This window comes from Acidovorax sp. Root568 (genome assembly GCF_001427445.1).
GTDB lineage: Bacteria > Pseudomonadota > Gammaproteobacteria > Burkholderiales > Burkholderiaceae_C > Acidovorax > Acidovorax delafieldii.
In genome coordinates, this window is record NZ_LMGP01000019.1 from 136254 (window position 1) to 155574 (window position 19321).

The 19321-nt window shown below is 67.0% G+C and carries 20 protein-coding genes; 8 read left to right on the forward strand and 12 right to left on the reverse strand.

What is annotated here, in order from left to right:
* Positions 1-37: 37 nt before the first annotated feature.
* The gene (locus ASD75_RS21485) at positions 38-1978 is read left to right on the forward strand and encodes an MFS transporter (protein WP_056747917.1); all 1941 of its coding nucleotides are present in this window, start codon (positions 38-40) and stop codon (positions 1976-1978) included.
* Entirely contained in the window at positions 1975-2514 is a 540-nt protein-coding gene (locus ASD75_RS21490) for a hypothetical protein (protein ID WP_056747920.1), read from the forward strand. Before ASD75_RS21485 ends, ASD75_RS21490 begins: the two co-directional genes overlap by 4 nt.
* Before the next feature lie 21 nt (positions 2515-2535).
* Here ASD75_RS21490 and ASD75_RS21495 read toward each other — a convergent pair whose 3' ends face one another.
* Both ASD75_RS21495 and ASD75_RS21500 read right to left on the reverse strand, forming a co-directional pair.
* Positions 2536-3534 carry a tripartite tricarboxylate transporter substrate binding protein gene (locus ASD75_RS21495; RefSeq protein WP_156401067.1) on the reverse strand — a complete coding sequence of 333 codons (999 nt, stop codon included), beginning with the start codon at positions 3532-3534 and terminating at the stop codon, positions 2536-2538.
* A gap of 122 nt (positions 3535-3656) precedes the next feature.
* Positions 3657-4673, reverse strand: a complete 1017-nt coding sequence (locus ASD75_RS21500; protein WP_056172646.1) for a 1-aminocyclopropane-1-carboxylate deaminase — start codon at positions 4671-4673, stop codon at positions 3657-3659.
* 161 nt (positions 4674-4834) lie between these two features.
* On the opposite strand from ASD75_RS21500, the gene ASD75_RS21505 reads away from it, so the two are divergent.
* Positions 4835-5350 carry an Lrp/AsnC family transcriptional regulator gene (locus ASD75_RS21505; RefSeq protein ID WP_056747922.1) on the forward strand — a complete coding sequence of 172 codons (516 nt, stop codon included), beginning with the start codon at positions 4835-4837 and terminating at the stop codon, positions 5348-5350.
* Between the two features lie 22 nt (positions 5351-5372).
* Here ASD75_RS21505 and ASD75_RS21510 read toward each other — a convergent pair whose 3' ends face one another.
* Together ASD75_RS21510 and ASD75_RS21515 are read right to left on the reverse strand one after the other, a co-directional pair.
* A complete protein-coding gene (locus ASD75_RS21510) occupies positions 5373-6287 on the reverse strand; it encodes an EamA family transporter (RefSeq protein WP_056748087.1) in 915 nt (304 codons plus the stop codon).
* A 97-nt stretch (positions 6288-6384) separates the two neighbouring features.
* A complete protein-coding gene (locus ASD75_RS21515) occupies positions 6385-7566 on the reverse strand; it encodes a trans-acting enoyl reductase family protein (protein ID WP_056747923.1) in 1182 nt (393 codons plus the stop codon).
* A 294-nt stretch (positions 7567-7860) separates the two neighbouring features.
* On the opposite strand from ASD75_RS21515, the gene ASD75_RS21520 reads away from it, so the two are divergent.
* The 4 genes from ASD75_RS21520 (at position 7861) to ASD75_RS21535 (ending at position 10995) form a co-directional block, all read left to right on the forward strand.
* A complete protein-coding gene (locus ASD75_RS21520; RefSeq protein ID WP_056747925.1) occupies positions 7861-8349 on the forward strand; it encodes a YiaA/YiaB family inner membrane protein in 489 nt (162 codons plus the stop codon).
* Between the two features lie 122 nt (positions 8350-8471).
* Positions 8472-8957, forward strand: a complete 486-nt coding sequence (locus tag ASD75_RS21525; protein WP_200947634.1) for a hypothetical protein — start codon at positions 8472-8474, stop codon at positions 8955-8957.
* Positions 8958-9028: 71 nt separating this feature from the next.
* Positions 9029-9823: a DUF2145 domain-containing protein gene (locus tag ASD75_RS21530; RefSeq protein ID WP_200947639.1), complete on the forward strand. Its 795-nt coding sequence runs from the start codon at positions 9029-9031 to the stop codon at positions 9821-9823.
* A 119-nt stretch (positions 9824-9942) separates the two neighbouring features.
* Positions 9943-10995, forward strand: a complete 1053-nt coding sequence (locus tag ASD75_RS21535; protein WP_056747930.1) for a zinc ribbon domain-containing protein — start codon at positions 9943-9945, stop codon at positions 10993-10995.
* 33 nt (positions 10996-11028) lie between these two features.
* Here the strand turns inward: ASD75_RS21535 and ASD75_RS21540 are convergent, their stop codons facing one another.
* From ASD75_RS21540 to tgt, 5 genes are all read right to left on the reverse strand, one after another.
* The gene (locus ASD75_RS21540; RefSeq protein ID WP_056747931.1) at positions 11029-12438 is read right to left on the reverse strand and encodes a diguanylate cyclase; all 1410 of its coding nucleotides are present in this window, start codon (positions 12436-12438) and stop codon (positions 11029-11031) included.
* Between the two features lie 40 nt (positions 12439-12478).
* Entirely contained in the window at positions 12479-13048 is a 570-nt protein-coding gene (locus ASD75_RS21545; RefSeq protein ID WP_056065521.1) for a PAS and helix-turn-helix domain-containing protein, read from the reverse strand.
* A gap of 27 nt (positions 13049-13075) precedes the next feature.
* Positions 13076-14218 (reverse strand): diguanylate cyclase, encoded by a 1143-nt coding sequence (locus tag ASD75_RS21550; protein WP_056747933.1) that lies wholly within the window; start codon positions 14216-14218, stop codon positions 13076-13078.
* A gap of 141 nt (positions 14219-14359) precedes the next feature.
* Positions 14360-14698: a hypothetical protein gene (locus tag ASD75_RS21555; RefSeq protein ID WP_233250604.1), complete on the reverse strand. Its 339-nt coding sequence runs from the start codon at positions 14696-14698 to the stop codon at positions 14360-14362.
* Positions 14699-14950: 252 nt separating this feature from the next.
* Positions 14951-16123, reverse strand: coding sequence for a tRNA guanosine(34) transglycosylase Tgt (gene tgt, locus ASD75_RS21560; RefSeq protein ID WP_056748090.1), 1173 nt, complete (start codon positions 16121-16123; stop codon positions 14951-14953).
* Positions 16124-16232: 109 nt separating this feature from the next.
* Between tgt and ASD75_RS21565 the strand changes: the two genes are divergently transcribed.
* Positions 16233-16712, forward strand: coding sequence for a universal stress protein (locus ASD75_RS21565; protein ID WP_015015969.1), 480 nt, complete (start codon positions 16233-16235; stop codon positions 16710-16712).
* Between the two features lie 96 nt (positions 16713-16808).
* On the opposite strand, the gene ASD75_RS21570 is transcribed toward ASD75_RS21565, so the two are convergent.
* From ASD75_RS21570 to ASD75_RS21580, 3 genes are all read right to left on the reverse strand, one after another.
* A complete protein-coding gene (locus tag ASD75_RS21570) occupies positions 16809-17195 on the reverse strand; it encodes a hypothetical protein (protein WP_056065534.1) in 387 nt (128 codons plus the stop codon).
* A gap of 376 nt (positions 17196-17571) precedes the next feature.
* Entirely contained in the window at positions 17572-18798 is a 1227-nt protein-coding gene (locus tag ASD75_RS21575; RefSeq protein ID WP_056747935.1) for a phospholipase A, read from the reverse strand.
* On the reverse strand, positions 18795-19148 hold the full coding sequence (locus ASD75_RS21580; RefSeq protein WP_235510738.1) for a hypothetical protein: 354 nt from the start codon (positions 19146-19148) through the stop codon (positions 18795-18797). The genes ASD75_RS21575 and ASD75_RS21580 overlap by 4 nt, the downstream gene beginning before the upstream one ends.
* Between the last annotated feature and the right edge of the window lie 173 nt (positions 19149-19321).

The following is a 19321-nucleotide window of genomic DNA, read 5'->3' on the forward strand; positions in this document are numbered from 1 at the left end:
TCCAACAAGCCAACCCATCGGAAACGAGGAGAAACGCATGAGCCCCGACACCGCCTCCACCAGCGTGGCCCCCGCGCCCACGCACGAGGACCCGAACCAGTTTGCCTTGCTGCGCCAGCGGCGGTTTGCGCCATTTTTCTGGACCCAGTTCTCTGGGGCGGCCAACGACAACCTTTTCAAGTTCGCCTTCACGGTGATGGTGACCTACCAGCTCAGTGTGGACTGGCTGCCGCCGGCCATGGCGGGGCTGGTGATCGGCGCGCTCTTTATCCTGCCGTTCTTGCTGTTCTCGGCCACGTCGGGCCAGCTGACCGACAAGTACGACAAGACGAAGATGATCCGCTTCGTGAAGAACCTGGAGATCGCCATCATGCTGGTGGCGGCCGTGGGTTTCATCGCGGGCAATATCCCCATCCTGCTGCTGTGCACCTTCTTGATGGGCGTGCACTCCACGCTGTTCGGGCCGGTCAAGTTTGCCTACATGCCCCAGGTGCTCAACGAGCGTGAGCTGACGGGCGGCAACGGCATGGTCGAGATGGGCACGTTTGTGGCCATCCTGCTGGGCAATGTGGCGGGTGGACTGCTGGTGGCCATCCCGGGCATCGGCCACACCACGGTGGCCGTGGCCTGTGTGGTGGCTGCACTGGTCGGGCGCGCGGTGGCGCAGTTCATCCCCTCGGTGCCGGCCACCGATCCGGGCCTGACCATCAACTGGAATCCCTTCACCGAAACCTGGCGCAACCTCAAGCTGGCGCACGAGAACATTGTGGTGTTCCGCTCGCTGCTGGGCATCAGCTGGATGTGGTTCTTTGGCGCGGTGTTCCTGAGCCAGTTCCCCAGCCTGGCCAAAAACGTGCTGCATGGCAACGAGCAGGTGGCGTCGCTGCTGCTGGTGGTGTTCTCCATCGGCATTGGTGTGGGCTCGCTGCTGTGCGAGGTGCTCTCGCGCCGCCATGTCGAGATCGGCCTGGTGCCGCTGGGCGCCATCGGCATGAGCGTGTTCTCCATCGACCTGTACTTCGCGTCGCGCAGCCTGCCGGCGTCCGAGATCATGGGCCTGGCCGCCTTCATGGCCCAGGGCGCGCACTGGCGCGTGATGCTCGACCTGGCGCTGCTCAGCCTGTTTGCGGGCCTGTACAGCGTGCCCATGTATGCACTGATCCAGATGCGCAGCCAGCCCACGCACCGTGCGCGCATCATCGCGGCCAACAACATCCTGAACGCGCTGTTCATGATCGGCAGCTCGCTCATCGCAGGCGCTTTGCTGGGCGCGGGTTTCACGGTGCCGCAGATTTTCCTGTTCACCGGCCTGGCCAACGCCGTGGTGGCGTTCTATATCTTCATGCTGGTGCCCGAGTACCTGCTGCGCTTCGTCGCCTGGGTGTCTTCGCGGTTCGTGTACCGCTTCAAGGTGCAAGGCGACGAGAACCTGCCGTCCACCGGCGCGGCCATCCTGGCGTGCAACCACGTGAGCTTTGTGGATGCGGTGCTGCTCATGGCGGCCAGCCCGCGCCCCATCTACTTTGTCATGGACCACCGCATCTTCCGCGTGCCCGTGCTGGGTTGGCTGTTCCGCCTGGCCAAGGCCATCCCGATTGCGCCTTACAAGGAAGACCCGAAGACCTACGAAGCGGCCTTTGACCGCGCGGCCCAGGTGTTGCGCGAAGGCGACCTGCTGGCCATCTTTCCTGAAGGTGGAATAACCAAGGACGGGCAGTTGCAGGAGTTCAAGGGCGGCATCATGAAGATCATCGAGCGGGCGACGGCCGAGGGCGTCGAGGCCCCGGTGATCCCCATGGCGCTGACCAACCTGTGGGGCTCGTACTTCAGCCGCATTGAAAAGGGTGGCGCCATGGTGCGGCCGTTTCGCCGGGGGTTCTACAGCCGGGTGGGGCTGAATGTGGGCCGTCCTGTAGCATCTCAGGCCGTGCAGCCCGCGCTGCTGCGCAGCCAGGTGGCAGACCTGTTGCAGACATGAGCACGGCAGACGTTGCCATCGCGGCTGTGCCGGCAGCGGACCCCGGTGGATTGACAGATCGCATCCTGGATTTTCTGCGCAGCATCGGCCTTGCGGTCTGCGAGGCCGAGGTGCCAGACGACAGCTTTCTGCCTGGCCTCCGCATCGAGCGGGGCGGGCTGCGCGTGGACCGGGCGCGGTTGCGCTGGCCCGGTGACCTGCTGCACGAGGCTGGCCACCTGGCGGTGGTGCCTGCCGCACAGCGCCCCACCCTGGACGATGCACTGCAGGACCTGCCCGCAGTGCCCCATGGTGGTGAGATCGAAGCCACCGCCTGGGCGTGGGCCGCGCTGTGCCACCTGGGGATGGATTCCGCGGTGCTGTTTCACGACGGCGGATACCACGGACGGTCCGCCGGGCTGCGCACCGCTTTCGAGCTGGGGGTGTACCTGGGGGCTTCGGGGCTGGCTGCTGCGGGGCTCACCCTGCTGCCTGCGCAGCAGGTGCCTGGCGGTCCAGATGCCTATCCCCACATGCTGACCTGGCTGCGGGACTGAGGCGCCGGAAGAGCGCTGCGTTCACTCCGCACGAATTTGCGCCCGTTGCGCAATCGCCCGCATGCGTGGCAGCTCGTCCTCGATCTGCGCCAGCACGGCGTCGCCCGTGGCGTAAGACGGCTCCAGCCCTGCGGCGATGAGCTTGCTGCGGATTTCGGCGTCCGCCAGGGTCTCGGCCAGGGCCTTGTGCAATTTGGCCTTCGCCTCGGCGGGCAGGCCGCGCGGCGCGACCACGGCCAGCCAGGAATCGGCCGAGAACCCCGGGAAGCCACTTTCTGCCACGGTAGGCACGTCGGGCAGCTGCGTGGCCCGCGTGGCGCCCGTGACGGCAATGGCCTTGATCTTGCCTGCCTTGAGCTGTGGCAGCGCTGCCGCCACGGTGTCGATGGTGAAGGGGATCTGCCCGCCCATCAGGTCGGCCATGGCGGGGGCGCTGCCCCGGTAAGGCACGTGCATCAGCTTGATGCCCGCGGCCGACCAGGTCAGCTCGGCTGCGAAATGCCCCGTGGTTCCGTTGCCAAACGAGCCGTAGGAGAACTTGTCGGGCGTGCGCTGAACGGCAGCGATCAGCTGCCGGAGGTTGTTGACCGGCACATCGCGGTGTGCCAGCAGAATCAGGGGCACACGGGCGACGAGGCCGACGGGCTCGTAGCTTTTGACGGGGTCGTAGGGCAGCTTGGCGTTCAGCGCGGGGTTTACGGTGAAGGTGGAGCCGGAGCTGATCAGCAGCGTGTAGCCATCGGCAGGCGCATTGGCCACATACGCCGCGCCCACCACGGTGCCCGCGCCCGCCTTGTTCTCCACCACGATGGGCTGGCCCAGGCGGTCGCCCAGCTTCTTGCTGATGGTGCGGCCCACGATGTCCACGGCGCCCCCCGGCGGAAAGGGCACGACCAACTGCACCGGCTTGGCGGGATAGCCGTCGGCATGGGCGAGCCGCCACGTGCCGAGTCCCAGCCCCGCGGCGGCTGCCGCCACGAGGATCACGCTACGCCGACTGACAAGCTGCAAGCACTTCATGGGGACTCCTTGGGACGGGGAAGCGGGTGGGCCCGGCCTTGCGGCCAGGGCACTTTCGAACAGGCGCTCAGATCAACGACAGCCCGGCCAGCTGCGCCAGCCGTTGCTGCTCCGTGGACGCATCAGCCGTTGCGAAAAAGAAAGCTGTAGGCGTTCAACGCCGGCACCCCTCCCAGGTGCGCGTACAGCACGCGGGAGCCTTCGGGGAATTCGCCCTTGCGCACCATGTCGATCATTCCGTGCATGGACTTGCCCTCGTACACCGGGTCGGTCAGCATGCCCTCCTGACGGGCGCACAGGCGGATGGCTTCGAGCGTGCCCTCGTTGGGCAGGCCGTACTCGGGGCCGCCGTAGCGAGTGTCCAGGACCACGTCCTCGGCCGTGATCTCCTGGCCCAGCTCCACCAGCTTGGCGGTGTTCTGCGCGATGCGCAGCACCTGCGCATGGGTCTTTTCGGGCTTGGCGGAGGCGTCGATACCGATCACCTTGCGGGCACGGCCATCGGCGGCAAAGCCCACCACCATGCCCGCCTGCGTACTGCCCGTGACCGAGCACACGACGATGTAGTCGAACTGGAAGCCCAGCTCCTTCTCTTGCTGGCGCACCTCCTCGGCAAAGCCCACAAAGCCCAGGCCACCGTACGGGTGCTCGGAGCAGCCTGCGGGGATGGGGAAGGGCTTGCCGCCAGCCTTCTTCACGTCTTCCATGGCCTGCTCCCAGCTGGGGCGAATGCCGATGTCAAAGCCCGCTGCGTCCAGGCGTACGTCGGCGCCCATGATGCGGCTCATCTCGATGTTGCCCACGCGGTCGTACACCGCGTCGGAGTAGTTCACCCAGTTCTCTTGCACCAGCACGCACTTCATGCCCAGGTGTGCAGCCACGGCGGCCACCTGGCGCGTCTGGTTGGACTGGATGCCGCCGATGGAGACCAGCGTGTCGTAGCCGCCTGCGATGGCCTCGGGGATCAGGTATTCGAGCTTGCGCGTCTTGTTGCCGCCGAAGGCGAGACCCGAGTTGCAGTCCTCGCGCTTGGCATACAGGTGCACCTTGCCGCCGAGGTGGGCCGACAGGCGCGGCAGCGCCGTGATGGGAGAGGGGCCGAAGGTGAGCGGGTGGCGGGCAAATTTCTGCAGGTTCATGGCGGTGTTCCGGTCGGTGAAGAGAAGGCGCAAGCGGGGGGCTTGCAGTGCCTTCATCGTAGAAAAACACGCGCGTCAAGTGGTTGCAAAATTTTCCAAAATTTCAGTGTTTCAGGTTGATGGATCAGAATGTGAGGGATAAATATTTCTCTGGGTGACCTATGAGCGCAACAAAAGTTCGTCCCAAGAATGCGCCGCAGGCTGATGTCTCGGCCGAGCTGGACCGCACCGACAAAGCCATCCTGCGCCAGCTGCAGCGTGATGCGTCGCTCTCCAACGTGGCACTGGCCGAGAAGGTGCATCTGAGCCCTCCCGCCTGCCTGCGCAGGGTGGAGCGCCTCAGGCGCCTGGGACTCATCGATAAGGTGGTGGCGCTGCTCAACCCCCAGGCGGTGGGTGCGGGCATGCTGGTGATGATTGGGGTGGTGCTGGACCGCTCCACGCCCGAGTCGTTTGCCGAGTTTGAAAAGGCGGCTGCCAAGGTATCCGGCTGCATGGAATGCCATGTGGTCACCGGCGAGTTCGACTACTTCATGCTGGTGCGCACGCGCGACAACGACAGTTTCAACCGCCTGCATGCCGAGCAGCTGCTCTACCTGCCGGGGGTGCGGCAGGTCCGCTCGTTCATGGTGCTGCGCAACGTGCTCTCGACCACCGAATTGCCGCTGGCGATGTAGCGGCCTGCGTCCGACCGACCGTTTACTGGGCGCCGCGCAGCCGTCCCATCATGGCCGCCCAGGCCGGGCCGCCAAACACGTTGACCACCAAGCCCGCCATCAAGAGCCCGGCGCCTGCAAAGTGCACGGGCAGCAACTGCTCGCCAAATGCCACCCAGCCCGTGGTCAGGCCCACCACGGGCACCAGCAGCGTGAACGGCGCCACGCGGTTCACGGGGTAGCGCGACATGAGGTAGGTCCACAGCCCGAAGCCCAGCAGCGTCGAAATCCACGCGATATAGGCCACGGCGGCCATCGACTGGAAGGACAGATGCTGCACGGCGGCCCACACCGTGGCAGGCCCGTCCAGCCACAGCGACAGCGCCACAAACGGCAGAGGCGCCACTACGCTGGACCAGACGATGAAGGCAAACTGGTTCATCGGCCCATACCGCCCCACAGCGCGCGTGACGATATTCCCGCAGCCCCACATGGCGGCTGCCGCCACGGTCAGCGCAAAGCCTGCCAGGGGCATGGAGGCGCCATGCGCGCTGCCGATCAGCACCAGCCCGCAGCCCGCCAGCGCGAGGCCTGCCACCTGGTTGCCATGCCATTTTTCGCGCAGCCACCACGCCGCCAGCAGCAGGGTGAAGAACGACTGCGACTGCAACACCAGCGATGCCAGGCCCGAGGGCATGCCGATGTGGATGGCGGTGAACAGCAGAGCAAACTGGCCCACGGCCATGGTCATGCCGTACAGCAGGTACAGCCTCAGCGGCACCTTGGGCGGCTTGACAAACAGCAGTGCGGGGAAGGCTGCGAGCAGATAGCGCAGCGCGCCCAGCAGCAGGGGCGGCACACCGGCCACGCCCACCTTGATGACGGCGAAATTGAGGCCCCAGACGACGATGACGAGCAGGGCCAGGGCGAGGTCGCGGGGGCGCAGGGCAGTGTTCATGCCCTGCATTCTCGGGGATGGAGCGGCCCGGTGGCCGGACGTTTCAGGACCAGGGTGGAACGAAAACAGACCAGACCATGGAGAAATTCCGAAGGCGTTACGCTGGCTCGACTGCGAAGCTCAGCCCCGCATTGGCCTGCAGCCGCGCGATCAGCCTATCACCCAGCGCGGGCGCTGTGGTCCAGATACCGCCAGATGTCTCGGAAGCATCCTGCAGCAGGCACACCGCCGCTTCGGTGATCATCTTGGATGTGGACCCATAGCCCGGGTCGCGGTCGCCCTTCACGCCCACGCGCAGGGTGTGGCCTGCGTCGTCGGTGCCCAAAAACAGCACATCGTAGAAGCCGTTCTCGCGTTCCTCGCGCGAAGGGCCTTCGCCCGGCTTGGGGCCCTTGTCCGAGCCCAGCGACTTGTCGCTGGCTACCGCGTTGGCGATGGCCTCGCCCTTTTCGCCGGGGCCGGTGATGAGCATTTCGTCATAGACAAAGTCGGTGCCGTAGGCGTGCTGCAGCAGGAAGTTGGAGCGGTGCACGTTGCGCGTGTTGATGGCGGCCATCACGAACGGGGCCACCCAGACGCCATCGCCCAAAGCCTCGTCCACCATGGGCTTGTTGCCCGAAGGCTGGCGCGGGCCTTCAAACCCGGGGGTGAGCGAGAAGGGGTTTTTCAGCAGGTCCAGCACGCCGGGCTGACTGGCGGCTGCAGCCATAGTGGCCTTGAGGCTGGCCGCGGTGCCGCCCGAGAAGGTGCCCTTCATCTTGCGCACCCGGCCGCGCACGCGCGGGGCGGGGTGGCCGAAACGATGGCGGAATTCCTTTTGCAGCAGGAACACGCCCAGGTCGAACGGGATGGAGTCGAACCCGCACGAGAACACGATGCGCGCGCCGCTGGCTTTGGCGGCGGCTTCATGCGCGTCGATCATCTGGCGCATCCAGGCGGGCTCGCCGCACAGGTCCACATAGTCCACCCCGGCCTTGGCGCAGGCGGCCACCAGTTCGTTGCCATACAGCTGGTAGGGGCCTACGGTGGTCAGCACCAGGCGCGTGGCGTCCATCAGCGCCTGCAGGCTGGCGGGGTCGCTGGTGTCGGTCACGACCAGTGGGGTGTCGGCGGGGGCGCCCACTTCGTCGCGCACGGCGGCGAGTTTGTCGGCATTGCGGCCCCCCATGGCCCAGCGCAGGCCGCTGCCAGCGGGGTAGCGTTGCAGCAGGTATTCGACCACCAGGCGGCCGGTGAAGCCGGTGGCGCCGTGGACGACGAGGTCAAAAGGTTTGGTCATGGTGGGGGCTCCGTTCGTCAGAAGTACAAGGTCTGGGGGCAGGCAGAAGTTGCCTTGCCCGGAGAGGCCGCCATTCTCTGTGGCCGTGCCTGCTGCCTCTGTCGCGCAGGTGCGTGGCGAGGGCCGCGTAGGGCCTGAACAACGGCTTGCACCGAATTTTCTGAGAAAAAGTACCGTAAAACGATACCGGATAGCCTGCGGGTAGCCACTGTTACGGTTCAATGCAGACACGCAAGTTACGTCTGGGCACCATTCGCTCCGTGTTCAACCAACGCCCCCCGGGGCACCACTGCAATGTCTTCTTCTCCCATCGTTGTTCAGCGTGACACCAAGGCCTGGCAGTTGCAGGTGTGGGTCTCGTTCGGCATCGCGGTTTTCCTGTGTGCCGTGGGCCTGGCATGGCTGCCTGGCGAGCAACTGGAGCAGGCCTTCATGGTGATGGGCTACGTGTTCTGCCTCTCGGCCGCGTTTGTGTTGGCCAAGTTTGTGCGGGACAACGAAAGCGCTTCGCGCCGTGGCGGTGGCGACACCCCTATGTGGAAGCTGGTGGTGTGGGGCGGCTTTGCGGTGGCCATGGGCCTCACGGGTTGGGGCCTGATGAGCATGGACATTAACGTGACCTACAAGGCGTTTCTGGGCGTGAGCTGGCTTTACCTCATCACCACCGCCTTCACGCTGGCCAAGATGCTGCGCGATCGCCACGAGGCTGATCTGATGGACGCCCGCCTGCAAGGCCGCCGCGAAGCCGCCCAGGCCGCTGCCCAGAACAGCAGCGCGAGCTGATTGCACCCGGTGTGCACAGGCGGCAACCAGCCGCCGTTGTGGATGAATTTCTGTCTGGTCTTTTGACCCGGTCTCTCTCGCACTTTGGGTGTGGGGGTGGGCCGTACCTTGAGGAGTGAATGATGATGAATGCCATGTTTTCTTCGTGGGGCTCTACCGCTCGCCTGCCCCGCGCTCTGCTGGCCGCTGGGGTGGTGTGTGCGGCCCTGGTGGCTGCTGCGCCGGCCCGGGCCCAAAGCGAGGCCTCTGCCGCGCTGTCGCTGTTGTCGGTGGCCTCGGTGGTGGGCACGGCGTCTGTGGCTTCCGCTGCTGCGGGCGCCGTGGTAGCAGTGCCTGCCGCGTTGTCTGTGGGTGGCGCGGTGCTGACGGTGCGGGCGGTGGAGGCCTCGGCCGTGGGCACGGTGTACCTGCTGGAGCGTGCCTCGGACGGCGCCCAGGTGAGTGTGGAGGTGGTGGGGCGCGGCGTTGCGGGCTCAGCCTATGCGGTGGGCACGGTGGTGACCTGCAGCGTGATCGGCACGGGCGTGATCCTGTCGGCAGCGGGCGAGGCGATTGCCTTTGTGCCCAACGCCATCGGCCGTGCGCTGCTGCACAACGAGCGTCTTTGAGGAGCGGCACGATGTTGAAAGCCCTGAACCTTGGCCGCAGCCCCGCCCAGCGCATCCCTGCCGTGGTGGGCATGGTGTTCCTCGCCGGTGCCGCGCTGCTGGCCACCACCCCGGCCCAGGCGGGCCGCTCCTGCGAATCCCGCAAGCCCGTGCCCCCGCAGGTGATCGAGCGCGGCATGAAGCTGGCCGAGCAGACCTCGGTCGCGCTGGATGCCGAACATGCCAGGTCGGGCGCTCAGGTGGTGGCGCTGGCCCGCGCAGGGCAGGACCTCTCCAAATACGGCCTGCGCTATTCGCACATGGGCTGGGCCTACAAGACGGCCGAAGGCCCCTGGCGCGTGGCGCACAAGCTCAACGAATGTGGCACGGCCGTGGGGCACCTGTACCGCCAGGGCCTGGGCGAATTCTTCCTGGACGACCTGTGGCGCTACGAGGCCGTGTACGCCGTGCCCACGCCCGAGGTGCAGCAGCGCCTGCTGGCCGTGTTGCAGGACAAGGGCCGCACCAAGGCGCTGCAGCACCCGCCCTACAGCATGGTCAGCTACGCGTGGGGCCGCAAGTACCAGCAGTCCAACCAGTGGGCGCTGGAGACCCTGGCGATGGCCATGGAGCCCAGCACCGTGCGCTCGCGCGACCAGGCACAGGCCTGGCTGCAGTTCAAGGGCTACGAGCCCACCACGCTCAGGCTGGGCCCGCTCACGCGCATGGGCGGGCGGGTGGGGTCGGCCAATATTGCGTTTGACGACCATCCGAACGAAAAGCGGTTCTCGGACCGCATCGAGACCGTGACCGTTGACTCGGTGCTGGCCTGGATGCAGCGCACCCAGCTGGCGGCCGCACCGGTGGTGCTGACCATCAAAAATTGAATCAAAACGCCAGAAAGCGCAATCAATACATGCGCTAGTAGCTATAAAAAGAAGAGCATTTTCCGGTGCGCTGCAGGGTGCACCCAACCCCGGCGCCCGGCGCCACCGAGGAGAAGAACATGAGCAAGTCCCTGAGACTGTCCGAAAAATGGTTCCGTCGTGGCCTGTGGCTGGTGGCGCTGGTGTTTGCCAGCTTTCTCATCGGGCTGGGCGGCACCATCGTGGGCGACCTACCCAAGGTCGAAACCCCGCTGCGCGTGGACGACTTTCTGGACAAAGCCGCAGCCGACAAGCTGCGTGCCGAGGTCAAAACGGCGCGCCAGGCCGAACAGGACGCGCAGACCGCGCTGGAGCAGGCCCAGCTGCAGCGCAGCAAGGTGCGCAGTGAGGTGCAGGCCGAGCGAGAGAGCTTCAACAACTGGCTGTCCACGCGCAGCGCCACGCAGCGGGCCGACCAGGACCCCGAGGTGATCGCACGCACCCAGGCGCTCGACGCCCTCAAGCTGGTGGAGCGCAAGGCCCAGCAGGCGGTGGAGACGCAGCAGCAGGCCGCCCTTGATGCCCGCCAGGCGGCGGCCGCCCGGCAGGAGCAGCTCAATCAGATGGAGTCCGACGGCTACGTGAAGCTCGGGGCCGAGCGCCGCAAGGTCGAGCTGCGCGTGTTCCTGTACCGCCTGGCCCTCACGCTGCCGCTGTTGGCCGCAGCCGGCTGGCTGTTCGTCAAGAAGCGCAAGAGTACCTACTGGCCGTTTGTGTGGGGCTTCATCTTCTTTGCGCTGTTTGCCTTCTTTGTGGAGCTAGTGCCCTACCTGCCGAGCTACGGCGGTTACGTGCGCTACGTGGTGGGCATTGCCGTGACGGCTGTGGTGGGGCGCTATGCGATCCAGGCGCTCAACCGCTATCTGGAGCGCCAGAAGCTGGCCGAGGCCTTGCCCGACCAGGAGCGCCGCAAGGAACTGAGCTACGACGTGGCTCTGGCCCGCTTGGCCAAGAGCGTGTGCCCCGGCTGCGAGCGGCCCGTGGACCTGAAAAACGAGAAGATCGATTTTTGTCCGCACTGCGGCATCGGCCTGTTCGACCACTGCGGCCACTGCAGCACCCGCAAGAGCGCGTTTGCACGGTTCTGCCATGCCTGCGGCACCGGGGCGGGCGTGAAACTGGCGCAGGAGTGAGGCGGGCCGCAGAGCGGCGCCGACAACGCTGACCTAGCCCACCATCACCCGGTTGCGCCCCTCGGCCTTTGCGCGGTACAGGGCCGTGTCGGCGGCCAGCAGCAAGGTGTCCATGTCGGCATCCGCACCCAGAGTGGCGCTGTGCACCAGGCCGATGCTGACGGTGGCCCGCTGGGGGCCGCCCTGCGTCGCGTCCAGCGCCTGCCGTTCCACGGCGCTGCGCACCCGTTCGGCAATGGCCTGGGCCTCGGTGGGGGACACGCCGGGCAGCACGGCGGCAAACTCTTCGCCCCCCATGCGACCCAGCACGTCGTCGGCGCGCAGCGCGCGCAGCATGGTCTGGGCAATGCTGACCAGAAGCCGGTCGCCCGCGCCGTGTCCGTGCTGGTCGTTGACCTGCTTGAAGTGGTCCACGTCTACCATCATCACCGCCAGCCCGGTGGATTCGCGCTGGTAGCGCTCCAGCAGACGATCGCCCTGTTTGAGCAGCGCGCGGCGTGCCAGCACGCCCGTCAGGTCGTCGTGGCGCACGGCATGGTGCAGGCGGCGCAGGGCCTCGGCGCGTGCCGCGCTGGCGCAGGCCACGGCCAGAGGCCCCAGGGCCAGGAGCGTGACGCCCACGCGCAACGAGAACACATCGCCCGCATGGGCCGGCGTGAAGTTGAGCACACCGGTGGCCACGCCCGCCATGGTCCACAGGCACACCACCAGCGACAGCAGGCTGGAGGTGAAGGCGCTGTAGCTCAGCGCACACCACAGCAGCCCTGGCACCACAAAAGCCAGCATGCCGGGCCCGCCGATGAGCGTGCGGATGCCCTCGGCCAGCACCAGCGAACTGACGGGCGCAACACGCCAGAACAGCGGCGTGTCCGGGGTGTGCGAGGGCGGGTCTGCCGCGCGCGGAGCGGCCAGCACCACGGGCACGATGAGCATGTAGTTCATCAGCTCGGTGCTGAACCACAGGGACAGCAGGTCCGTCCACGGGGAGTCGAAATACACCGGTGCCGCGCCGCAGCCTGCCAGCGCACCCACTGCGCTGGCAACCAGCGCTGCCAGCAGCAGGTACAGCGCCGCCACCGTGCGCTGCAGCCGCAGGATGGGCTCGTCCAGCCCCCGCAGCACCAGCCAGCCGGCGGTGGCGCCCAGCAGGTTGGCGGCGTTGAGCCACAGGGCCATGCCCCAGGCACTGCCGGTAGCCAGGTCGGCCGCTACATAGCCCACTGCGGCCGCCACCCAGGCGGGTGGCCGTGCCAGGTGGGGGTAGCGCACCAGCAGCCCCAGCAGCAGTGCATTGGCAGGCCAGAACGCCGACAGAAAGCCGATGGGACGCGCAAAGATGCCCACCAGGCAGGCGGTGAAGATCAGCAGCGCCAGGGCGGCCCAGGCCACGGGCGGGGGAACGGTCCGGGCGGGGGCAAAGAGGCGGGGCAGGGTGGGCGGCATGTCGGCAGCGAAGGCGTGCGGGCCCCGATTGTCCCCGGTGTCAGGGCATGCCCAACAGCAGGGCCACCAATTCGCCCGTGCTGGTGGCCCCCAGCTTGCGCATGATCCGCCCCCGGTGGGCCTCCACCGTGCGGTGGCTGATGTGGAGGTGGCGGGCAATCTGCTTGCTGGTGGCACCGGTGACGATGTGCTGCGCCACCTCGCGCTCGCGCACCGTGAGCGGGGTGCTGACCACCCGGCGGTGCGAGATGTCTTCAAACATCCACACCGCGCGCGCAAACGGTTGGGCGCGGTCCAGCGCGCGGCCCACCACATGGCACCAGAACAGAGTGCCGTCCCGGCGGCGCATCACTCGCTCGTCGCTGTAGCTGCCGGTGTCCATCATGGCGGGCAGGCCCAGGTTGCCGGTGTGGGTGAATTCGTCCAGCGACGGATACAGCGGCGCCAGCGGCTGGCCCAGCAGCTCGGCCTGTTCGTAGCCAAACATGCGGGCAAAGGCGTCGTTGCAGATCTCGATGCAGCGCTCGCGCGTCACGCACATGCCGACGGGGGCCAGGTTGAAGGCCAGTTCCAGCGCTTCATTCAAGGGGGCTTGGAGGGCGGTAGGCATGGGGCGGGATTGTGCGGCAGGCCGGGATCAGGCCCGGCGCCCTGCGGCCACCACCACGCGGTTGCGGCCTGCGTGTTTGGCGTCGTACAGCGCCTGGTCGGCGGCGCCCAGCCATTCGGCCCAGTTGCCGCCGCCAGAGGTCACGCAGACCATGCCGATGCTCACGGTCACGGGGATGCCCTCCCCCGCTTCTGTGAGGCGGATGTTCTGCACCGCGCTGCACAGGCGCTGGGCCACGGCCGCCGCATGCTCTGCCGTTGCGTCGGGCAGGTACACCAGAAACTCTTCACCGCCCCAGCGGGCTAGCAGGTCCGACCCCCGCAACTCGCCGCCCAGGGCCTCGGCCGCTGCCCGCAGCACGCGGTCGCCCGCCGCATGGCCAAAGCGGTCGTTGATGTGCTTGAAGTGGTCCAGGTCCAGCTGCGCGATGGCGCTACCCACTGGCAGCTGCGCCGGCAGCATGGACATGAGCCAGCGGCGGTTGCCGATGCCGGTGAGCGTGTCCGTCTGGGCCACCTTTTGCAGCCGCACCTCGGCCCGCTCGTTGGACAGGGACGACACCATGAGCGCTACGCCGAAGTGGCAGAACATCTGCGCGTAGAACGCACGGGCAAACCCCAGCGGGCTGGTGGCGTGCGTGGCGATGAGAAACAGCTGCAGTGCAAACAGGCCGGCACTAATTAGTAAAAGCCCGGCCAGCAACCCGCGCGAGGGCAGGGGCTCGGTGTGGCGGTCGCGCCAGACCTCGTGGGCCGCCGCCGCCAGTGCCAGCGCGGCCGTCAGGTGGAAGGCGCCCGCGCGCAGCAGGTTGTCGAGCGGAAATTGCGTGGCGATGCCCAGCGCCAGCCAGCCGCCCGGCACCGCCGCCAGCAGAGGCAACGAAACCCGCCGGCGCCCGCTCAGGGTCCGCACGCTGGCCCAGACCAGCATGTAGCCCAGCGTGCCCAGCAGCAGGCTGGTGTGCGTCCACAGCCACTGGGGTAGCACCTGGTACTCGCCCTGGCCCGCCAGCTCGGCGCCGACGGCCAGAAGCAGGTAGGCCGCCGACAGCGGCCGGAGCCCTTGCGGACGGCAGGAATGCCGGCTGACATGGAAGATGCTCAGCGCGCCGGCGACCAGGGCGGTCTTGTAGAGCAGGAGGACGGTGGGGAGGTCAAGCTGTAAACCCATGGCGCTGCGTGGCGGTCGTGTGATGGCAGTTGTTGGAGCGGATCAGATCGGGTGGTCTCTGTCCCCCGTATGGTGGCCGAAAGAAGTGACAGGTGACAGATGCCAGCGCGGCGCAGGGTGGATGCCGGGGGGGGCTGGTCCTCAGCGCTGGCGCCACCGCTTCTTCCACTGCCGCTGGATCACCCGCGCCACGCGCCAGGCCCACGAGGCGCGGGCACGTTCCAGGACGGCATGCTTGAGCTGCATCCAGTGCGCGTGGGTCCAGGCAAACCAGCGCAATTGCATGAGCGCAGGCTGCGTGAGGGTGAACAGCCGCGCCACCACCGCCGTGCCCACCACCTTGGCCAACACGATCACCAGCATGCCCAGCACCACATGCCCGCGCCCGATGGCCCAGAGCGCCAGCAGCTTGATCGGCAGCAGCAAGGCCGTAGGCAACGCAAACAAGGCCACCGCAGCCCAGGGCGGCAGGGAGCGCACCCAGCCTTCGACCCAGCGCAGCCCCGGCCAGCGGCCGATGCGCGCCAGCAGGCGCTGCAGAGGCTCCCAGCCCCATTCCTCGAACAGGATCAGCAGCGCCAGCAGGCCGCTGCCAAGGCCAGTGAGGGCCCGCAGATGCCAGTGCAGCAGGTGACGCAGGAGTTTTGGAATGATTTTGGCCCGATGCGCTAGTGGATCATGCCTGAGGCGCTATGTAAAACATAGCAATCTGGCGGGAGGCATCTCCGCAGCTCACACGCCGCGCGCCCGGTTGGCCTTGAACTGTGCGCGGAACTGGGCGAAGGTGCCGGCCTCCAGCGACTCGCGCACCTCGCGCATCAGGTTCAGGTAGTAGTGCAGGTTGTGCACAGTGGTAAGCATGGGGCCCAGCATCTCGCCGCAGCGGTCCAGGTGGTGCAGGTAGGCACGTGAGAAGCCTTCGCGCCCGCCGTTGTCCCACGACACGCCCGAGCTGCCGGCGCAGGCGTAGCAGGTGCAGCTGGTGTCCATGGGCTTGTGGTCGGCCTTGTGGCGGGCGTTGCGGATCTTCAGGTCGCCAAAGCGCGTGAACATCGTGCCGTTGCGTGCGTTGCGGGTGGGCATCACGCAGTCGAACATGTCCACACCGTCGGCCACGCCCTGCACCAGGTCCTCGGGCGTGCCCACGCCCATCAGGTAGCGGGGCTTGTGTGCGGGCAGGCGGTGGGGCGTGTGGGCCATGATGTCCAGCATCTCGTCCTTGGGCTCGCCCACGCTCACGCCGCCCACGGCGTAGCCGGGGAAGTCCATCTCCACCAGGCGCTCCAGAGACTCCTGGCGCAGGTTCTTGAACATGCCGCCCTGCACGATGCCAAAGAGGGCGTTCGGGTTGTTCAGGCGGTGGAATTCGTCCTGGCTGCGTTTTGCCCAGCGCAGGCTCATTTCCATGCTTTTGCGCGCCTCGGCCTCGGTGGTCTTGTGGCCCTTGGTCTCGTACGGCGTGCACTCGTCGAGCTGCATCACGATGTCGGAGTTGAGCGTGGTCTGGATCTGCATGCTCACCTCGGGCGACATGAAGAGCTTGTCGCCATTCACGGGGCTGGCAAAGGTCACGCCCTCTTCGGTGATCTTGCGCATGGCGCCCAGGCTCCAGACCTGGAAACCTCCGGAGTCGGTGAGGATGGGCTTGTCCCACTTCTCAAAGCCGTGCAGGCCGCCAAAGCTCTGCATCACGTCGAGGCCCGGGCGCATCCACAGGTGGAAGGTGTTGCCCAAAATGATCTGCGCGCCCATGTCGTGCAGGCTGCGCGGCATGACGCCCTTGACGGTGCCATAGGTGCCCACGGGCATGAAGATGGGGGTCTGCACCACACCGTGGTTGAGCGTGAGCTGGCCACGGCGTGCGTGGCTGGAGGGGTCGGTTTTGAGGAGGTCGAACTGCAGCATGATGGGGCGCATTGTCCCAGACGGGCCGGGCTGACCTGCCGCAAGGGATTGGACTGGCGCTGGCCGATGGCGTCGCTACACTGGTCTGTACTCACTCAAGGAGAACCCCATGCTCAAGATCCTCATCGCCGTGGACGGCTCCGAACTCTCCCTGGATGGCGTGCACCACGCGCTGGCGCTGGTGCGCCAGGGGCTCCAGGCCACGATGGTGCTGGCCAACGTGCAGGAGCCCGCCACGCTGTACGAACTGGTGACCACCCGCGACCCCGACCTGATCGCCGCCGCCAGCCTGGAGGCGGGCCAGCATTTGATGGCGCCAGCGCGCGCGCTGCTCGATGCCGCCGGGGTGGCCTACGAAACCGATGTGGGCGTGGGCGATGTGGCGCACACGCTGGTGGACATGATCGAGCGCTCGGGCTGTGACATGGTCATCATCGGTGCCAAGGGGCAGGGCGCCATCACCAGCGCGCTGCTCGGGTCGGTGTCGCAGGAGGTGGCCCATGCCAGTCCGGTGCCGGTGACCATCGTCAAGCATGCCGAGGTGCTGGAGGGGGTGGACAGCGACGCGGTCGAGGACGCCGAAGCCTGACCCCTTTGGCGCCCGCCCTGATAGAAAAAGACAGGACAAAGGAAAAGGGCCGCTGTGCGCGGCCCTGATCGGAATGTGTGGGAGAGGTTGCCCGGATCAGGCCGCCTTGCGAAACGGTTCCGAGGGCCGCTGCAGCTTGCCATGGGGCAGGGTGGCCAGGCGCGAGAACATGCGGCGCACATAGCCGCGCACCCACAGGCATTTGTTGAGCTCGTCCACGGGCAGCGGGCCTGACACCACCACGATGTCGTTGGCCACGTCCTGTGCACCGGCAGCGCGCAGGCGGCGGCGCGTGTTGTTGGCCCAGGACTGGATGCGCGTGGGGCTGCCGTGCTGGTGCACCTCGCCCGTGTGCACATCGAACGCAATGGCCACCGTGTCGGTCTTGAGCTTGAAGCGGCGTTCACCCGTGACGGCGCTGGGCGCCTCGCGCATGTCATACAGGTAATAGCTGCCTGCCTTGAGCTGGTATTGCATGTCCATGGGTGTGTTCCTCTTTGTCGGCATTGTCGAGGGGCACGCGGCAGGCAATGGCAGGTAAAACGGTGGGAAAGGGGCTCTTATTGAGCGCCTCTCACAGGGGGCCACGCCGGTTTCTGTGCGCGTGCCATTGTGGCCGCGCGTCGGCGCCATCCGGAGAAACTTGAGGACGATGTCGTAACGAGTTGTGAGGGCCTTCGCCCCGCTTTGGGCTACTGCTGGCTGGTGCTTCGTCCAAGGCGTATGCAACTGCGCGGCCCCAGGCGCGGGCAGCCAAGCCAGGGCCGCCCCGCAGCGCGGGCTGCGTCCCCCCGCTCTCACATCGCGTAGCGATGTGAGAGCGGGGGGAAGGCGCGCAGCGCCTCAGGGGGTGTCTCTGCTAGAAATCCACCAGACTCAACCCCACACTGAACACAGTGCGCTTGCGGTTGTAGTCGATCATGCTGTCGCCGTAGCCGCTGAACAACGAGGTGTGCAGGCGCAGGTTGCTCTTGCTGCCGAACAGGCCGGTGCCCAGGGCCTGCAGCCATTCCACACGCACCGAGCCCCGGTCGCTGCTGGCCAGCGTGTGGCGCACGGTGGCGCCCAGGGTGTTGTCCTTGTTCACGTTCCACAGCAGCGACAACTCGCCCCGGCCGATGTAGTCGCTGATGCCCGGGTTGTCGTCGCTTCCCGCGCTTTCGGGGATGCGCTTCCAGATGCGGGCGTTCACGCTGAAGCGGTTGTCCAGTTCGATGCCGGTCATCAGGTAGGCGCGGTTCCAGCTGCGCGACAGCGGCTTGCTCTGGCCGTTGGACTGGTGCACCAGGCCGATGCCGCTGTAGCGCCACTTCCAGCCAAACGGCAGTTGTGCAGTGGTGGGGTACACGTACATCAGCTCGGGCTCGTGGTCGGTGGCGCGGAAGGGGCGCGAGATCTCGGGGGTGAACAGTTGCCAGTACGACTGCTGCGTGTAGCCAAACCAGAGCGAGTCCTTGAGCGTGGGGTGGCCCTGGGTCAGCAGGCCCTGCGCAATCTTGGTACGCACGGACAGCTGGATGCGGTTTTCGGTGCGACGGTACGGGGTCGAGTCGGTGGCCGAGTTGCCGTCGGCATCCGACGCGGGCTGGCGGTTCACGCTGCTCGACGCCACCACCGACACCGTGATCGGGCGGTAGCCCCGGAAGCTGAATGTGCCGCAGTCCGTGCCCGTTTCCAGCTCCCAGAAGCGGGAGAGATCGCTGTACTGCGGGTCGCGGCAGCCTTCGGTGCGCGCCACGTCGATGATGCGGGTGGCAGGCAGCGTGGCGTCCACCGGCGGGGGCACGGCCGACGAAGAGCTTGCGCCGCTGGCACTGGCCGACGCCGAAGCAGCAGGGGCTTGCCAGGACTGCGCTCCTGCAGGAGCGGCCTGGGCCTGTTCGGCCGCCCAGGCGTCAAAGCAGGCCAGGCGCGCCTGGTTGTCGCTGGACAGGGCGGTGCAGCGGCGCAGGGCCGCGTCGGTCCCGGCGGATGCGGCAGGTGCTGATTGCGCAAAGGCCGCGCCGGCCGGGGCCAGGGCTGCGAGCAGCAAGGCCAGCGGGCGGTGCAGACGGGACGCGGGGGTACCCCGCGCAACGGCGCTCATTGCCAGGCCGCCTGTTTGCGCAGCACAAACGGTGCTGACGGCGTGGTGGGGGTGGGGTGGGCGTTGTTCCATGTTCCGCGTATTTCCTTGCCGCAACTTCCATCGACCACCTGGCCTGTCCAGGTGGCGCTGATGTTGGTGCCGTTGATCGATTCTTCCAGGGTCAGGTCGCCGCCGTCGACGTCACCACTGACCTGGGCCGTGGTGCCGCTGCGCACCACGGTGCCACGCACGCTCTGTGCCAGCTCGGGGTGCGGGCCCAGTTGCAGCGTGGCCGTGGTGGGCTTATCTCCCGGCGCAGGGGCCTGCAGCTCGGCGCGCCACTGGCCCTGTAGGTGTTGGTGATCCATCTCTGCCGCCGCTGGGCATGCCGCCGTGGATTGTGGGCCTTTTTGGCTGATGGCGCTTGTAGGACAAGCGCTGATAGCTATCAAAAGCGCAGCAATGCCCCAGGCGCTGCGGCCACGGGGCAGGGCGGGGCGTGGGGTGGTATCGGTGGCGGGGTGTTGTGCCATGTGCGTAC

What these genes read in the sequence shown, in the direction of transcription:
- ASD75_RS21485 (WP_056747917.1), top strand. Translation starts at nt 38, where the DNA reads ATGAGCCCCGACACCGCCTCCACCAGCGTGGCCCCCGCGCCCACGCAC.
- ASD75_RS21490 (WP_056747920.1), top strand. Translation starts at nt 1,975, where the DNA reads ATGAGCACGGCAGACGTTGCCATCGCGGCTGTGCCGGCAGCGGACCCC.
- ASD75_RS21495 (WP_156401067.1), bottom strand. Translation starts at nt 3,534, where the DNA reads ATGAAGTGCTTGCAGCTTGTCAGTCGGCGTAGCGTGATCCTCGTGGCG.
- ASD75_RS21500 (WP_056172646.1), bottom strand. Translation starts at nt 4,673, where the DNA reads ATGAACCTGCAGAAATTTGCCCGCCACCCGCTCACCTTCGGCCCCTCT.
- ASD75_RS21505 (WP_056747922.1), top strand. Translation starts at nt 4,835, where the DNA reads ATGAGCGCAACAAAAGTTCGTCCCAAGAATGCGCCGCAGGCTGATGTC.
- ASD75_RS21510 (WP_056748087.1), bottom strand. Translation starts at nt 6,287, where the DNA reads ATGAACACTGCCCTGCGCCCCCGCGACCTCGCCCTGGCCCTGCTCGTC.
- ASD75_RS21515 (WP_056747923.1), bottom strand. Translation starts at nt 7,566, where the DNA reads ATGACCAAACCTTTTGACCTCGTCGTCCACGGCGCCACCGGCTTCACC.
- ASD75_RS21520 (WP_056747925.1), top strand. Translation starts at nt 7,861, where the DNA reads ATGTCTTCTTCTCCCATCGTTGTTCAGCGTGACACCAAGGCCTGGCAG.
- ASD75_RS21525 (WP_200947634.1), top strand. Translation starts at nt 8,472, where the DNA reads ATGATGAATGCCATGTTTTCTTCGTGGGGCTCTACCGCTCGCCTGCCC.
- ASD75_RS21530 (WP_200947639.1), top strand. Translation starts at nt 9,029, where the DNA reads ATGGTGTTCCTCGCCGGTGCCGCGCTGCTGGCCACCACCCCGGCCCAG.
- ASD75_RS21535 (WP_056747930.1), top strand. Translation starts at nt 9,943, where the DNA reads ATGAGCAAGTCCCTGAGACTGTCCGAAAAATGGTTCCGTCGTGGCCTG.
- ASD75_RS21540 (WP_056747931.1), bottom strand. Translation starts at nt 12,438, where the DNA reads ATGCCGCCCACCCTGCCCCGCCTCTTTGCCCCCGCCCGGACCGTTCCC.
- ASD75_RS21545 (WP_056065521.1), bottom strand. Translation starts at nt 13,048, where the DNA reads ATGCCTACCGCCCTCCAAGCCCCCTTGAATGAAGCGCTGGAACTGGCC.
- ASD75_RS21550 (WP_056747933.1), bottom strand. Translation starts at nt 14,218, where the DNA reads ATGGGTTTACAGCTTGACCTCCCCACCGTCCTCCTGCTCTACAAGACC.
- tgt (WP_056748090.1), bottom strand. Translation starts at nt 16,123, where the DNA reads ATGCTGCAGTTCGACCTCCTCAAAACCGACCCCTCCAGCCACGCACGC.
- ASD75_RS21565 (WP_015015969.1), top strand. Translation starts at nt 16,233, where the DNA reads ATGCTCAAGATCCTCATCGCCGTGGACGGCTCCGAACTCTCCCTGGAT.
- ASD75_RS21570 (WP_056065534.1), bottom strand. Translation starts at nt 17,195, where the DNA reads ATGGACATGCAATACCAGCTCAAGGCAGGCAGCTATTACCTGTATGAC.
- ASD75_RS21575 (WP_056747935.1), bottom strand. Translation starts at nt 18,798, where the DNA reads ATGAGCGCCGTTGCGCGGGGTACCCCCGCGTCCCGTCTGCACCGCCCG.
- ASD75_RS21580 (WP_235510738.1), bottom strand. Translation starts at nt 19,148, where the DNA reads ATGGATCACCAACACCTACAGGGCCAGTGGCGCGCCGAGCTGCAGGCC.